This window comes from Lelliottia amnigena, from assembly GCF_019047465.1.
GTDB lineage: Bacteria > Pseudomonadota > Gammaproteobacteria > Enterobacterales > Enterobacteriaceae > Enterobacter > Enterobacter amnigenus.
Window position 1 is genome coordinate 3,111,064 of the sequence record NZ_CP077236.1, and the last position, 15,560, is coordinate 3,126,623.

General features: G+C 54.6%; 15 protein-coding genes. 6 read left to right on the forward strand and 9 right to left on the reverse strand.

The window, feature by feature from the left end:
* Positions 1-213: 213 nt before the first annotated feature.
* The gene (gene aroG, locus I6L74_RS14570) at positions 214-1,266 is read left to right on the forward strand and encodes a 3-deoxy-7-phosphoheptulonate synthase AroG (RefSeq protein WP_059178611.1); all 1,053 of its coding nucleotides are present in this window, start codon (positions 214-216) and stop codon (positions 1,264-1,266) included.
* Positions 1,267-1,325: 59 nt separating this feature from the next.
* Here the strand turns inward: aroG and gpmA are convergent, their stop codons facing one another.
* The 7 genes from gpmA to modE all read right to left on the reverse strand — a co-directional run bounded on the left by gpmA (position 1,326) and on the right by modE (position 9,198).
* Entirely contained in the window at positions 1,326-2,078 is a 753-nt protein-coding gene (gene gpmA / locus I6L74_RS14575) for a 2,3-diphosphoglycerate-dependent phosphoglycerate mutase (protein WP_012016646.1), read from the reverse strand.
* A gap of 325 nt (positions 2,079-2,403) precedes the next feature.
* A complete protein-coding gene (gene galM / locus I6L74_RS14580) occupies positions 2,404-3,444 on the reverse strand; it encodes a galactose-1-epimerase (protein ID WP_059178610.1) in 1,041 nt (346 codons plus the stop codon).
* Complete coding sequence (gene galK / locus I6L74_RS14585; RefSeq protein ID WP_059178609.1) at positions 3,438-4,586, reverse strand: galactokinase; 1,149 nt, start codon at positions 4,584-4,586, stop codon at positions 3,438-3,440. Before galK ends, galM begins: the two co-directional genes overlap by 7 nt.
* Positions 4,587-4,590: 4 nt before the next feature.
* Positions 4,591-5,637, reverse strand: a complete 1,047-nt coding sequence (gene galT / locus I6L74_RS14590; protein WP_059178608.1) for a galactose-1-phosphate uridylyltransferase — start codon at positions 5,635-5,637, stop codon at positions 4,591-4,593.
* A gap of 12 nt (positions 5,638-5,649) precedes the next feature.
* Positions 5,650-6,666, reverse strand: coding sequence for a UDP-glucose 4-epimerase GalE (gene galE, locus I6L74_RS14595; protein ID WP_059178607.1), 1,017 nt, complete (start codon positions 6,664-6,666; stop codon positions 5,650-5,652).
* 203 nt (positions 6,667-6,869) lie between these two features.
* Positions 6,870-8,342, reverse strand: coding sequence for a molybdate ABC transporter ATP-binding protein ModF (gene modF / locus I6L74_RS14600; RefSeq protein WP_059178606.1), 1,473 nt, complete (start codon positions 8,340-8,342; stop codon positions 6,870-6,872).
* A gap of 67 nt (positions 8,343-8,409) precedes the next feature.
* Positions 8,410-9,198, reverse strand: a complete 789-nt coding sequence (gene modE, locus I6L74_RS14605; protein WP_059178605.1) for a molybdenum-dependent transcriptional regulator — start codon at positions 9,196-9,198, stop codon at positions 8,410-8,412.
* Between the two features lie 127 nt (positions 9,199-9,325).
* Between modE and I6L74_RS14610 the strand changes: the two genes are divergently transcribed.
* The 4 genes from I6L74_RS14610 to modC all read left to right on the forward strand — a co-directional run bounded on the left by I6L74_RS14610 (position 9,326) and on the right by modC (position 12,177).
* A complete protein-coding gene (locus I6L74_RS14610; RefSeq protein WP_072241805.1) occupies positions 9,326-9,475 on the forward strand; it encodes an AcrZ family multidrug efflux pump-associated protein in 150 nt (49 codons plus the stop codon).
* Between the two features lie 178 nt (positions 9,476-9,653).
* On the forward strand, positions 9,654-10,427 hold the full coding sequence (gene modA, locus I6L74_RS14615) for a molybdate ABC transporter substrate-binding protein (protein WP_059178604.1): 774 nt from the start codon (positions 9,654-9,656) through the stop codon (positions 10,425-10,427).
* A complete protein-coding gene (modB, locus tag I6L74_RS14620) occupies positions 10,427-11,116 on the forward strand; it encodes a molybdate ABC transporter permease subunit (RefSeq protein WP_059178603.1) in 690 nt (229 codons plus the stop codon). The genes modA and modB overlap by 1 nt, the downstream gene beginning before the upstream one ends.
* Before the next feature lie 2 nt (positions 11,117-11,118).
* Positions 11,119-12,177: a molybdenum ABC transporter ATP-binding protein ModC gene (gene modC, locus I6L74_RS14625; RefSeq protein WP_059178602.1), complete on the forward strand. Its 1,059-nt coding sequence runs from the start codon at positions 11,119-11,121 to the stop codon at positions 12,175-12,177.
* Here the strand turns inward: modC and I6L74_RS14630 are convergent, their stop codons facing one another.
* On the reverse strand, positions 12,178-12,996 hold the full coding sequence (locus I6L74_RS14630; RefSeq protein WP_059178601.1) for a pyridoxal phosphatase: 819 nt from the start codon (positions 12,994-12,996) through the stop codon (positions 12,178-12,180).
* Positions 12,997-13,137: 141 nt separating this feature from the next.
* Between I6L74_RS14630 and pgl the strand changes: the two genes are divergently transcribed.
* On the forward strand, positions 13,138-14,133 hold the full coding sequence (pgl, locus tag I6L74_RS14635; RefSeq protein ID WP_059178600.1) for a 6-phosphogluconolactonase: 996 nt from the start codon (positions 13,138-13,140) through the stop codon (positions 14,131-14,133).
* A gap of 57 nt (positions 14,134-14,190) precedes the next feature.
* Here the strand turns inward: pgl and I6L74_RS14640 are convergent, their stop codons facing one another.
* Positions 14,191-15,474, reverse strand: coding sequence for a putative acyl-CoA thioester hydrolase (locus I6L74_RS14640; RefSeq protein WP_059178599.1), 1,284 nt, complete (start codon positions 15,472-15,474; stop codon positions 14,191-14,193).
* Between the last annotated feature and the right edge of the window lie 86 nt (positions 15,475-15,560).

A 15,560-nucleotide genomic window follows, 5' to 3' on the forward strand; every position in this document is an offset into this window, starting at 1 on the left:
GTCAGAATAGAATCATGTTAAAACATATAAACAAAGTCGTTACATTTAAAAAGTGTAGGTTACATCTCGCTTTTCGCTACTTTGTGGCGTTTATTAGCGTAATTCCAGGAATTATCCGTGAGAAGTGTAAAAGCCCGTTTACACTTCCTGGCCGACAAGTTAGATTGAAAGGATTGCATTCATTACCAAATATATGGCAAAGCCGGAACGATCATGAATTATCAGAATGACGATTTACGTATCAAAGAGATCAATGAGTTATTACCCCCTGTCGCACTCCTTGAAAAATTCCCCGCCACTGAAAACGCTGCGAATACCGTTTCTCATGCCCGTAAAGCGATCCACAAAATCCTTAACGGCAATGACGATCGTTTGCTGGTCGTCATCGGTCCCTGTTCCATTCACGATCCCGCAGCGGCGAAAGAGTATGCCGCGCGTCTGCTCGCGCTTCGCGAAGAGCTGAAAGGTGAGCTGGAAGTGGTCATGCGTGTCTATTTCGAAAAGCCGCGCACCACGGTGGGCTGGAAAGGGCTGATCAACGATCCGCACATGGACAACAGTTTCCAGATCAACGACGGACTGCGTATTGCGCGCAAACTGCTGTTGGAAATCAACGATGCTGGCCTGCCTGCGGCGGGTGAGTTCCTGGATATGATCACTCCGCAATACCTTGCCGATTTGATGAGCTGGGGTGCCATTGGTGCCCGAACCACCGAATCCCAGGTACACCGCGAATTGGCGTCAGGTTTGTCTTGCCCCGTTGGTTTTAAAAACGGAACGGACGGCACGATTAAAGTGGCTATTGATGCGATCAACGCCGCGGGTGCGCCGCACTGCTTCCTGTCCGTGACCAAATGGGGTCACTCCGCGATTGTGAATACCAGCGGTAATGGCGACTGCCACATTATTTTGCGTGGCGGTAAAGAGCCAAACTACAGCGCTAAGCATGTTGAAGAAGTCAAAGCGGGGCTGGAAAAAGCGGGCCTTTCTGCGAACGTGATGATTGATTTCAGCCATGCTAACTCCAGCAAACAGTTCAAAAAACAGATGGACGTCGGCGCCGATGTTTGCCAGCAACTGGTTAACGGCGAAAAAGCGGTGATTGGCGTGATGATTGAGAGCCATCTGGTCGAGGGTAATCAGAATCTGGAGAGCGGTGAACCGCTGGTCTACGGCAAGAGCGTGACGGATGCTTGTATTGGCTGGGATGATACCGATACGCTTCTGCGCCAATTGGCCGATGCGGTAAAAGCGCGTCGCGGGTAATTATCCGGACAAATAAAAAAGCGTGGATTGCTCCACGCTTTTTTTTACTCTGGCGAAAATTACTTCGCTTTACCCTGGTTCGCTACGGCCGCCGCTTTTGCAGCGATTTCGTCAGCGTTACCCAGATAGTAACGTTTAATTGGTTTAAAGTTTTCATCGAACTCGTACACCAGCGGTACGCCAGTAGGGATGTTCAGTTCGAGAATTTCTTCTTCGCCCAGGTTGTCCAGGTATTTCACCAGCGCGCGCAGGGAGTTACCGTGAGCGGCAACGATCACGCGCTCACCGCTTTTCACACGCGGCAGAATAGTGTCGTTCCAGTAAGGCACAACGCGATCGATGGTCAGCGCCAGGCTTTCGGTCTGCGGCAGCTCGGCATCGGTCAGTTTAGCGTAACGCGGATCGTGGCCCGGATAGCGCTCGTCGTCTTTGGTCAGCTCTGGTGGAGTCACTGCAAAGCCGCGACGCCACTGCTTAACCTGCTCGTCACCGTATTTTTCAGCGGTTTCAGCTTTGTTCAGACCCTGCAGCGCACCGTAGTGGCGCTCATTCAGCTTCCAGGATTTCTCAACCGGCAGCCAGGCTTGATCCAGTTCATCCAGAACGTTCCACAGAGTATGGATGGCACGTTTCAGCACTGAGGTATAAGCAAAATCAAAGCTAAAGCCTTCATCTTTCAGCAGTTTACCTGCAGCTTTTGCTTCGCCAACGCCTTTCTCTGACAGATCAACATCATACCAACCGGTGAAGCGGTTTTCGTTGTTCCACTGACTTTCGCCGTGGCGCACCAGAACCAGCTTAGTTACAGCCATATCTCACTCCTCATAAGCTTTATTTGCGCTTCATCTTTCATGCTGCTTCTGCGTTAGTTTCGCTCTCAAAACCCAGTCACACATTTGCTCCTGGAATTTTTAGGGCAATCCCGTTTGACGCAACATGAATGATTTTACGCGTTGAATGATAACAATTCTCATTATATTGCCGTGGCGGGGCCAGCGGCAACGCTTAACACTAACCATAGCGAAAATAGTGCCCCAGTGTAAGCTGCTTGTGAATCGCGGGTTATGATTTTGTCTGTGAATGGCGCTATTTTCAGCAAGATGGACAAAAAAAGCCCTCCGGGAGGAGGGCTTGAGATTAATGCGTTATAAACTGATATTCCGTCAGACTGACGTACTCCGAACCCGGCCGCAGAATGCAGTCCGGCTGCGGGAATTCAGGATGATTCGGACTATCCGGCAAAAACTCGCTTTCCAGCGCCAGACCCTGCCAGTCACTGTAATCACCTTGCTCGCGCGCCGGCGTTCCGCCGAGATAGTTGCCCGAATAGAACTGCAACGCAGGGGCATTGGTGAACACCGTCATTTGCAGTTTTTCATCTGCAGACCACACCTGTGCGGCGGGTTGGCTGACATCACCTTTCGCCTGCAGCAGAAACGCGTGATCGTAGCCTTTCACCTTGCGCTGATAATCATCGCTCAGGAATTCTTTCGCGATGGTTTTAGGCGCGCGGAAATCAAAGCTCGTACCGGCAACGGCTTTCAGTCCTTCAAAAGGAATACCCATCTCATCGACCGGCAGCCAGGCATCGGCCAGCAGCTGGAGCTTATGCTGACGGACGTCGGACTGGTCGCCATCCAGATTGAAATACGCATGATTGGTCATGTTCACCGGACACGGCTTATCGACCGTTGCACGGTACTCAATTGAGATGCGGTTATCTTCTGTCAGCGTAAATTTCGCTGACGCAGAGAGATGGCCCGGGAAGCCCTGATCGCCATCAGCAGATTCCAGCGCAAACAGGACCTCACAGTCGTTCTGCTGCACGATACGCCAGCGGCGTTTGTCAAACCCTTCAGGGCCACCGTGAAGCTGGTTTTCACCCTGGCTTGGCAAAAGCGCGTACTCTGTACCGTCGAGCGTAAAACGGCTTTTCGCAATGCGGTTCGCGTAACGGCCCACGGACGAACCGAGATACGCGGCCTGATTCACATACTGTTCCGGCGACGCGCAGCCGAGCAGCGTTTCACGTACGCTGCCGTCAGGCATCGGAACACGAGCAGAAAGTAACGTTGCGCCCCAATCCATGACCGTGACCACCATCCCTGCGCTGTTGCGCAGGGTTAACAGGCGGTACGGCAGGCCATCGGCGGCAAGCGTAGGTGTTTCGTTTAGCACTGACCCGCTCCTTGTGAAGGTTTGCAGACGTAGAAGGTTTCTTTGATTCCGGTTTTCGCTTCATATTGCTGTGAAACGGCATCCTGAACGGCAGGGACCAACTCTTCCGGGATGAGGGCGACAACACAACCGCCGAAGCCGCCACCGGTCATGCGCACGCCGCCTTTGTCGCCGATGGTCGCTTTGACAATCTCCACCAGCGTGTCGATTTGCGGAACCGTAATCTCGAAGTCGTCGCGCATTGACGCGTGCGACTCAGCCATCAGTTCGCCCATCCGTTTCAAATCGCCCTGCGCCAGCGCTGACGCGGCTTCAACGGTGCGTGCATTTTCGGTTAATACGTGGCGAACGCGTTTGGTCACGACCGGATCCAGCTCGTGCGCCACTTTGTTGAACTCGTTCAGGGAGACATCACGCAGCGCCGGTTGCTGGAAGAAACGCGCCCCGGTTTCGCACTGCTCGCGGCGGGTGTTGTATTCGCTGCCCACCAGCGTGCGCTTAAAGTTACTGTTGATGATCACCACCGCGGCGCCTTTTGGCAGGGGAACCGCTTTGGTGCCGAGCGAGCGGCAGTCGATCAGCAGCGCATGCTCTTTTTTGCCGAGCGCAGAGATCAGCTGGTCCATGATGCCGCAGTTACAGCCCACGAACTGGTTCTCAGCTTCCTGGCCATTCAGGGCAATTTGCGCGCCGTCCAGCGGCAGGTGATACAGCTGCTGGAAGACCGTCCCCACGGCGACTTCGAGAGACGCAGAAGAGCTTAACCCTGCGCCCTGCGGCACGTTACCGGTGATCACCAGGTCCGCGCCACCAAAATCCTTATTACGCATTTGCAGGTGTTTCACCACGCCACGGACATAGTTAGACCACTGCTGCGTCTCGTGAGCTACGATCGGCGCGTCGAGTGAAAACTCGTCGGTTTGATTACCGTAATCCGCCGCAATGACGCGCACGATGCGGTCATCACGTTTTGCACAGCTGATAACGGTTTGATAATCGATTGCACACGGCAGCACAAAACCGTCGTTGTAATCGGTGTGTTCACCAATCAGGTTCACGCGCCCAGGAGCCTGAATCGCGTGGGTGGCAGGGTAGCCGAATGTTTCAGCAAACAGGGATTGTGTTTTATCTTTGAGACTCATTTTTTTAGACTCCTGATTCGCGGTAATGCACATCGCTGACGGCACGCAGACGTTCTGCTGCTTGTTCTGCCGTCAAATCACGCTGGGTTTCCGCCAGCATCTCGTAACCCACCATAAATTTACGTACCGTCGCTGAACGCAGCAGCGGCGGGTAGAAATGGGCATGTAACTGCCAGTGCTGATTGTCTTCTCCGTTAAACGGTGCACCGTGCCAGCCCATAGAATAGGGGAAGGAGCACTGGAAGAGATTGTCATAGCGGCTGGTCAGTTTTTTCAACGCCAGCGCCAAATCATCGCGCTGGTCTTCGGTTAATTCGGTAATGCGCAGAACGTGAGCTTTTGGCAGCAGCAGCGTTTCGAACGGCCATGCCGCCCAGTACGGCACGACGGCCAGCCAGTGTTCGGTCTCGACAACCGTACGGCTCCCGTCGGCCATTTCGCGCTGAACGTAATCGGCCAGCAGCGCAGACTGGTTTTCGGCGAAATAGGTTTTTTGCAGGCGGTCTTCGCGCTCGACTTCGTTCGGCAGGAAACTGTTTGCCCACACCTGACCGTGCGGGTGCGGGTTAGAGCACCCCATCGCCGCGCCTTTATTCTCAAATACCTGCACCCAGGGATAGCTCTGGCCAAGCTCAGCGGTCTGATCCTGCCAGGTTTTGATCACCTCGGTCAGCGCATTGATGCTCAGTTCCGGCAGCGTTTTGCTGTGATCCGGCGAGAAACAAATCACCCGGCTGGTGCCGCGTGCGCTCTCACAGCGCATCAGCGGATCCGCGCTTTCCGGCGCGTCCGGCGTGTCGGTCATCAGCGCAGCAAAATCGTTAGTGAAAACGTACGTGGTCTGATAATCCGGGTTTTTATCGCCCGTGACGCGGGTATTGCCCGGACACAAGAAACAATCCGGATCGTGCTGTGGCAGCGTCTGCTTGGCGGGTGTTTCTTGCGCCCCTTGCCACGGACGCTTGGCGCGATGCGGTGAAACCAAAATCCACTGCCCGGTTAACGGGTTAAAACGCCGATGTGGATGATCGACGGGATTGAATTGCGTCATGACGGAAGGTCCTTAGTCCGGATAGCCCTGTGGATGGCGTGACTGCCAGCGCCAGGTATCTTGTGCCATTTCATCGAGCGTGCGGGTCACACGCCAGTTAAGCTCTTTATCGGCCTTAGAGGCATCAGCCCAATAAGCGGGGAGATCGCCATCGCGGCGCGGTGCGAAGTGATGGGTCACTGGCTTACCGCAGGCTTTGCTGAACGCGTTGATGACATCCAGCACGCTGCTACCAATGCCCGCACCGAGGTTGTAGATGTGCACGCCGGGTTTATTCGCCAGCTGCTGCATCGCGGCAACGTGTCCGTCGGCCAAATCCATAACGTGGATGTAATCACGCACGCCCGTGCCGTCTTCCGTTGGGTAATCATTGCCAAAGACCGCCAGAGAATCACGACGACCCACCGCAACCTGCGCGATGTAAGGCATCAGGTTATTCGGAATGCCCTGCGGGTCTTCGCCCATATCTCCTGATGGATGTGCGCCTACCGGATTGAAATAACGCAGCAGGGCGATGCTCCATTCCGGCTGCGCTTTTTGCAGGTCAGTCAGGATCTGCTCCACCATCAATTTACTTTTCCCGTACGGGCTTTGCGGCGTGCCGGTCGGGAAGCTCTCAGCGTAAGGGATTTTTGGCTGGTCGCCATAGACGGTAGCAGATGAGCTAAAGATGAGGTTTTTCACGTTCGCGGCGCGCATCGCAGCGACCAGACGCAGCGTACCGTTAACGTTGTTATCGTAGTATTCCAACGGCTTCGCGACGGATTCGCCGACGGCTTTCAGACCGGCAAAGTGGATTACCGTATCGATCGCGTGATCGTGAAGGATTTCGGTCATCAACGCTTCGTTGCGGATATCGCCTTCCACAAAAGTGGGCTGCTTGCCGCCAAGGCGTTCAATGACAGACAGAACGCTGCGCTTACTGTTGCACAGGTTATCCAGAATGATGACGTCATGGCCATTTTGCAGCAGTTGTACACAGGTATGACTCCCAATGTAACCGCTACCACCTGTTACCAGAACTCGCATTTTTCGCTCCATTAGGCTTATGGTATGTATTAACCTTAGCATAACAGAGACACGAAAAGTGTGACATGGGATAAAATAGTGGTATCGGTTACACCGCTTTTCAAGCGCGCTTTCTGCTGATGCCTAAGCATTTTAAATCAAAGAGATAGGGATGTAATGATGCCACTTGTCTGAAAAAAGGGGCCGAAGCCCCTTGGATGATGTTAGTTAATACGGGTTAACGCGTAGCGATAGCATTCACCTTCCGGCACAAAGGCCAGGCGATGGGTAATGCAAGATGGGGCGTCTTCTGCATGGTGTGAAACAAACAACAGCTGCGTTTCACCTTCGCTAATCAGAATATCCACAAAGCGACGGACTAATTGTCGGTTAAGCGGGTCCAGACCCTGCAGCGGTTCGTCGAGGATCAGCAGGGTAGGGTGCTTAACCAGCGCGCGCACAATGAGCGCCAGACGCTGCTGTCCCCACGACAAACTGTGAAACGGCGCATCCGCCACGCGTTTATCCATGCCCAGAATATCCAGCCATTGCTGCGCCAGCTTATGTTGCCTGTCAGAAACCGCCTGATAAATTCCGATAGAGTCGAAATAGCCTGACAAAATCACGTTCCGCACGGTGGTGCTGACGCGGTAGTCCAGATGCAGGCTGCTGCTGACGTAGCCAATATGTTTCTTGATATCCCAGATGGTTTCACCGCTCCCGCGACGGCGGCCAAACAGGGTTAAATCGTTGCTATACCCCTGGGGATGATCGCCCGTGATCAGGCTCAGGAGCGTCGATTTTCCTGCGCCGTTGGGGCCGGTGATTTGCCAGTGCTCGTGCGGATTCACGGTCCAGGTGAGCTGATCAAGAATAGGGCGATCGTCATACGACACGACGCCATTGCGCAATTGAATACGCGGCTGGTGGCGGTCTAATTCGTGCTGAGCCGCAGGGGCGTCCGGTTCCGGGAGTGCGATGCCGTCCAGCTTTTCGCTGTGTGCCAGCTGCGAGATCAGGGCTTGTTGTAGCAGCGCTGTTTTATCGCCGGTTTCCACCAGCGTGCAATCCGCCAGCACGCCAGCAAATTGCACAAAATCGGGGATCTCATCAAAACGGTTCAACACCAACACCAGGGTGTAACCCTCCTGATTCAGCGTGGCTAACAGAGATGCCAGCTGCGCACGAGATTGCACATCCAGGCCGTCGAAAGGCTCATCCAGAATCAGCAGGTCAGGGGCGCTCATCAGTGCCTGGCAGAGCAGGGTTTTACGGGTTTCCCCCGTGGAGAGATATTTAAAGCGTCGATCCAGCAGCGCGGAGATACCGAACTGTTCCGCCAGCTGTCGGCAGCGGGCGTCGTCTTTGATCTCGTCCTGAATGATCTGCGCCGTGGTACGGCCAGTATCCTCTTCGCCGGGACTGAGCAGATCGGTGTTGTTGCGCTGCCATTCGTCACTGACCAGTTTTTGCAACTGCTCGAATGAGAGGCGTGTCAGGCGCGTAAATTCGCACCGGCGTTCGCCTTTCAGCTGTGTGAGTTCGCCCGCCAGCGCGCGTGCGAGTGCAGATTTTCCGCTACCGTTAGTGCCCACAAACGCCCAGCTTTCGCCTGCGCGCAAAGTGATATCAGGAAGGGCCAGCGTTTGAGTGTCGCTAAGACGAAACGTGCCTTGCGAAATATGCAATGATGACATGAAATATCCCATTTAGTGCAGCGATAATCTTCAGGGATACGCACTGTCGGCAAATTTGTCAATGCACTCAGCACAACGTGGCGATAATCACCCGGTCAGCATTGAAATATGCGGTGACGTCGACACCTTCTGTTAAATCGTCTGCAGCAGCGGCGGGGATCGTCGCGCACAGGATCTGTCCGTCCGGTAAGGTCATTAGCACTTCCGACTGCTCTTCGCCGCGTTCTATCTGGCTTATCGTGCCGCGCAGTTGGTTATCCGCCGTTTTGGCCTGTTCCGCATCGCGTGTGATATTCACCCACGGTGCTTTGAGCAGCACCAGCACTTCTTTGCCTTCGTCGAGCCCGAGTCGTTCACCGCTTTGCGCCGTAATTGCCACTTTCAGGCGCGTGGTGCCATCGGCGAGAAGAATATCCACGTGCTGTTGTACCTGCGCGCGATCGCGCGCCGTCACGGTGCCAAACCACTGATTGCGCGCGCTGGTTTGCAGTGAGAAGCGAGAGATGGCTGCCAGCAGGCTATCGAGCGGAAGGGCATCGTCATCGCTCAGGACATCGAAGGCTTTTTGCTGAATCTGGGCCAGCAAATCGTACAGCTTAATCAGACGCTGACCGTAACGCGTTAACACCGCGCCACCGCCCCCTTTGCCGCCTGTCGCTCTGTCGACCAGCGTTTGCTCGCTCAGGGTGTTCATCTCATTGATGGCGTCCCACGCGCTCTTATAGCTGATACCGGCGTTTTTCGCGCCCTGGCTAATTGAGCCGGTTTGCTCTATTTGTTTAAGCAGGGCAATGCGGCGCGGATCGGCGAAAAGCTTCTGCTGAAGTCGAAGGGTAAGGAGAATTTCGGCCTGCATAACAAAGTCCTGGCAAAAAGTGTATTGTGACCCAATTGCTCGGATGCGCAAAGACTACCGCACAAAAGGGGATGTTTTTCTCGCTTTTCAGGGTAGAATACGTCACTCACAATGTCTGGAGAACACCATGTTAGAGTTGTTGAAAAGTCTGGTATTCGCCGTGATCATGGTACCCGTAGTGATGGCCATCATCCTCGGCGCCATCTACGGCCTGGGTGAAGTGTTCAACGTATTTTCGAACATCGGTCATAAAGACCAGCCTAAAAAGCAGCATTGATTCCTTTCTAAACGCCCGGTCTGACCGGGCGTTTTGCCCTCAAGTTTCTCCCTTCTGCGCCGATAGTATTCCCATTGCCAGCACGCTTTACTCATTAATCGGTACGATTTAACGCTAGGACTTCCCTGCAGATATCGTTATATTTATTTATATATAACGAAGTTAACAGGAGATAAAAATGGCACGTATATTATTACGCCTTCTTGCAGGGGCAACGTTGACGCTTTCTCTCGCCGGGCATGCACTGGCAGAAGAAAACAAAATCACGGTCTTTGCCGCGGCATCGCTGACCAATGCGATGCAGGATATTGCGGCGCAGTACAAGAAAGAGAAAAACGTCGATGTGGTCTCTTCTTTTGCCTCGTCGTCAACGCTGGCGCGTCAGATTGAAGCAGGGGCCCCGGCCGATCTGTTTATTTCTGCCGACCAGAAATGGATGGATTATGCGGTCGAGAAGAAATCTATCGACGCCGCAACCCGTGAAACGCTGCTGGGCAACAGCCTGGTGGTTATCGCGCCTAAAGCGAGCGCACAGGGCGAGATCGCGATTTCTAAAGAGACCAACTGGGCCAGCCTGCTGAAAGACGGGCGTCTGGCGGTGGGCGATCCGGATCATGTTCCAGCCGGGATTTACGCTAAAGAAGCGCTGCAAAAACTGGGTGCCTGGGATACATTATCCCCGAAACTGGCACCCGCTGAAGATGTGCGCGGTGCGCTGGCTCTGGTGGAGCGTAATGAAGCCCCTCTGGGCATCGTTTACGGCTCTGATGCAGTTGCCAGTAAGGGCGTGAAAGTGGTCGGTACGTTCCCTGAAGACTCTCATAGGAAAGTCGAGTACCCGATTGCGATTGTTGATGGACACAAAAATGCGACGGTCAGCGCCTTCTTTGACTATCTGAAGGGGCCTGAAGCGTCAGCAACCTTTAAACGTTATGGATTTACGACTCACTGATGATATTGACCGATCCTGAATGGCAGGCTGTGATTCTCAGCCTTAAAGTCTCTTCCCTGGCCGTTGCCTTTAGTTTGCCCTTTGGGATCTTTTTTGCCTGGCTGCTGGTTCGCTGCCAGTTTCCGGGCAAAGCGTTGCTCGACAGTGTTCTTCATCTTCCCCTGGTGTTGCCGCCGGTAGTGGTTGGCTATTTACTGCTGATCGCCATGGGACGCCGCGGTTTTATCGGCGAATGGCTGTATGACTGGTTTGGCCTGACGCTGGCATTTACCTGGCGCGGTGCGGTGCTGGCAGCAGCAGTGATGTCCTTCCCGCTGATGGTGCGGGCGATTCGCCTCGCGCTGGAAGCGGTGGATATCAAACTGGAGCACGCCGCGCGTACGCTCGGTGCCGGGCGCTGGCGCGTCTTCTTCACCATCACGCTCCCGCTGACCCTGCCGGGAATTATTGTCGGCACGGTGCTGGCTTTTGCCCGTTCGCTCGGCGAATTCGGCGCGACCATCACGTTTGTGTCAAACATTCCTGGCGAAACCCGCACCATCCCTTCTGCCATGTATACCCTGATTCAGACCCCTGGCGGCGAAGGCGCAGCGGCGCGACTGTGCATTATTTCCATCGTCCTGGCGCTGGTGTCGCTGTTGGTTTCTGAATGGCTGGCGCGTCTTAGCCGCGAGCGGATGGGGAAATAATCATGCTGGAACTCAATTTCACCCAAACGCTGGGCAACCACACGTTGACGCTCAACGAAACGCTGCCTGCGTCAGGGATCACCGCCGTTTTTGGCGTATCGGGCGCGGGTAAAACGTCGCTTATCAACGCGATTAGCGGCCTGACGCGTCCGCAAACGGGCCGCATTGCCCTTAACGATCGCGTGCTAAATGACGTCGAAAAGAAGATTTACCTGGCCCCTGAGAAGCGCCGTATTGGCTACGTGTTTCAGGATGCGCGCCTGTTCCCGCATTACAACGTGCGCGGCAATTTGCGCTACGGCATGGCGAAAAGCATGGCCGGACAGTTTGATAAGCTGGTGGCGCTGCTCGGAATTGAAACCTTACTTGAGCGTCTGCCGTCGTCGCTTTCGGGAGGGGAAAAACAGCGCGTCGCCATTGGTCGTGCCCTGCTCACCGCGCCAGAACTGCTGCTCTTGGATGAGCCGCTGGCCTCGCTCGACATCCCGCGTAAGCGTGAACTGTTACCGTATCTCCAGCGTCTGGCGCGCGAAATTAACATTCCGATGCTGTATGTCAGCCATTCTCTGGATGAGATTTTACATCTGGCAGACAAAGTGCTGGTGCTGGAAAATGGCAGCGTCAAAGCCTTTGGCAATCTGGAAGAGGTGTGGGGCAGCAGCGTCATGCACCCGTGGTTGCCGAAAGAGCAACAAAGTAGCGTGCTGAAAGTGAGCGTGCTGGAGCACCACCCGCACTACGCCATGACGGCGCTGGCGCTGGGCGATCAGCATCTGTGGGTCAATAAGATTGAAAAACCGTTGCAGACCGCGCTGCGGATCCGCATTCAGGCGTCTGACGTTTCGCTGGTGCTGCAACCGCCGCTGCAATCCAGTATCCGCAATATTCTGCGCGCCAAAGTGGCGCAATGTTTCGACGATAACGGACAGGTGGAAGTCCAGCTCGAAATCGGCAGCAAGACGCTCTGGGCGCGCATCAGCCCGTGGGCCAGGGATGAACTCGGTATCAAGCCTGGCCTGTGGCTGTACGCGCAAATCAAGAGCGTCTCGATCACCACCTGATTACAGCAGGTGAGTATAAATATACTGCGCGATGCTATCGGTGGTGTTGTCCCCAATCACCACGTTAGCGCGCGCTTTCACCGCGTCGTCAGCATTGCCCATTGCCACGCCCGTACCCGCCGCTTCCAGCATGCTGATGTCGTTATAGTTATCGCCAAAAGCAATCACATCGCGCATTGAACCGCCCTGAGATTCGACAAACTGCGTCAAACGTTTGCCTTTGCTGTTGCCTTTGCGGGCGATATCCACCTGATCGTGCCACGACCACTCGCACGCCAGCCCCAGCGTTTGCTCCACATGCGCCGCGAATTCATTCAGCTTTTGCGTGTTTTCATCCGTCAACGCGAATTTCCAGATAGCGTTCACCTCCTGCGCGGACTCACGCAAAGTAGACACCTGGGTAAACACCGGGCGCTGGGCTTCAGGCAGCGTCAGCGCCCAGTTGCGGGTGCGGATCACATGCCCGGTTGGGCGTTCATACAGCATGGCATCGTCAACGTACATCAGCCCGTGTACGGCGTGTTCATCCAGCAGGTCAATCAGTTGCAGCGCCTGAGTGACAGGCAGCGGATCGGACTCAAGAACCTTTTTTGTTTGATAATCATACAAATAAGTCCCGTTACAACAAATTGCAGGTGTATCTAACGCCAGTGCCTGATAAAAAGGATGAATGGCAACGTGATGTCGACCCGTGACGATCAGGAGTTGATATCCCGCTTCCTGGGCACGTTTAAGTGCTTCAAGCGAAGAGGGAAGCAGGGTTTTTTGAGGGGTTAGCAGTGTACCGTCTAAATCCAGTGCAATCACACGCGAGGTCATTTGTTCTTCCGGGTTAATATTGAATTTAAAGTCTTCTGGGATGGTACACCGAGAGAGGATGCCGGCAAAATGCCAGGCTAGAATTCAGCATTCACCGTTAAAAGTTAATTACTTTCACGCGCAGTGAGGAAAGGAGAATTCATGAAACAAACCGTTTATACCGCCAGTCCTGAAAGCCAGCAGATCCACGTCTGGCGTCTGAATACCGAAGGCTCGCTCACGCTGGTGCAGGTTGTCGATGTGCCTGGGCAAGTTCAGCCAATGGTCGTCAGTCCGGATAAACGTTTTTTGTATGTTGGCGTGCGTCCTGAATTCCGCGTTCTGGCTTACCGCATTTCCCCGGACGATGGCACGCTGACCTACACCGCCGAAGCGCCACTGCCGGGCAGCCCGACGCATATCTCCACCGATCGTCAGGGTCGTTTCCTTTTCAGCGGATCTTACAATGCGGGCAGCGTCAGCGTGACGCGTCTGGAAGAGGGCATTCCGGTTGAAACCGTGGATATTGTCGAAGGGCTGGAAGGCTGTCACTCCGCGAATATCTCTCCGGATAACCGCACGCTGTGGGTTCCCGCGCTGAAGCAGGATCGCATTTGCCTGTTCACGCTCAGCGACGACGGCCACCTGCAGGCGCAGAACCCGGCAGAGGTCACCACCGTGGAGGGCGCAGGTCCGCGTCACATGGTGTTCCACCCGAATCAGCAGTACGCCTACGTGGTAAATGAGCTAAACAGCTCCGTTGACGTGTGGGAACTGCGCAATCCAAACGGCCAGATCGAGTGCATCCAGACGCTGGATATGATGCCTGCGGACTTTGCCGACACCCGCTGGGCGGCAGATATTCATATCACCCCGGATGGCCGTCATCTGTACGCCTGCGATCGCACTTCGAGTCTGATCACCGTGTTCAGCATCTCTGAAGACGGCAGCGTGCTGGCAATCGAAGGCTTCCAGCCAACCGAAACCCAGCCGCGCGGCTTTAATATCGATAACAGCGGCAAATTCCTGATTGCGGCGGGGCAGAAATCCCATCACATCGCGCTGTATGAAATTAAAGGCGTACAGGGACTGCTGGAAGAGAAAGGTCGCTATGCGGTTGGTCAGGGCCCAATGTGGGTGGTGGTTAACGCACACTAAGCGATAGAAAATAAAAAACCTCGCTAATGCGAGGTTTTTTTATGTCCGGAGATCCGATTACTTCTTCGGCTCAGCCACGACTTTACTGCCCACGCCGCGGTTGTTGAACTCCCACATGCGGTTGAAGTTAGCGTCGTTCAGATTGCGCTGCACGTTGCCTTTATCATCCACCGCGCCGGTGTTGCCGGAGAACGGACGTTTGGAGACAGCGGCATCGGCCCACGGTTTTGCCATGTTAAAGCCTTCGTTGATCACGCTGTCGCGAATCACGACCTGACCGTTGGTCGCCGAATCCACATCCAGAGAACGCCCCAGCTGCGCCACGCCGTCACCGGATGCGGTGAAGCGGCTGTTAATAGCCAGGAAGCCGTAGAACATGTTGGACAGCGTTGCAGGCGCAAACACGTAACCTTCCTGCTGGGTGCGGCTGTTCACGACGCGGAATTCGGTGTTATCAAACACCACCGCGCCACGACCAGACACAATATCCACATCGCCTTCAATGTAGCTATTGGTGACCTGAGTGCGCGTCAGACGGTTATTTTGCAGCGTGTTTTGCACGCCGCTGTTGGTCACAAAGAAGGTGTTCTGGCGACCCAGAATATTCACGTTATTGATCTGCACCCGATCGCCGTCAGTACGCAGGGCAACCGCCTGATGATTACCCGCATCCACGCTGTCACCCACGGTGTTCTGGATGGTCAGGTTTTGCAGCTGCAGACCGTTGTTCTGTGACCAGACTACCGCAGAACACATCACGCCCACGGTCGCGCTTGGCTTGCTCTGGCAGTTGTCGAACATATACCACGCCGGTTTGCCTGGCATGTATTTACCGGCCGGATTCACCAGATGACGCCAGGTGTTACGGTCGATTTCGGAGTCGATCGCCAGGCCAATTTTCACATCAACCGCTTTCTCACCGGTACCATAAATAGTGATGCTGCCCGGTGCGGCAGGAACATAAACGGTTCCTTCGTATTCACCCGGTAAAATCGCAATGTACTGGCGAGACGCGCTGTGCTTGGTGATAGCCGCGTCAACCGCAGCCTGAATGCTGGTGTGCGTCACGCCCTGCGCGCCTGCTGGCCCAACCACGAAGTTTGGCTGCTCAGGCAGACGAATAGAGGACGGCGTCCACGGCGCAGCGTTTGGATCCATTGCTGAATAATAATGTGCAGCGGTGAAGTTCTTTGCTTCGCCAGCAGACAGAATAGGGCGAGACGCCGTACCTGGTGCAGCTTGCTCAGAAGGCAACTGATCCGCAGGCGTTGAGCTACAGGCGGATAACGTCACGCCAAATGCGAGCGCCAACGCCAGACGGGAAATCCTGGAAATGTTCAAGGGAAAGCTCCTTGCTTCGCGAGTCTTAACGGGATAATCGAAATAGCCTGCTTTTTTATACTAAGTTGAGCGAAACGGGAAGATGA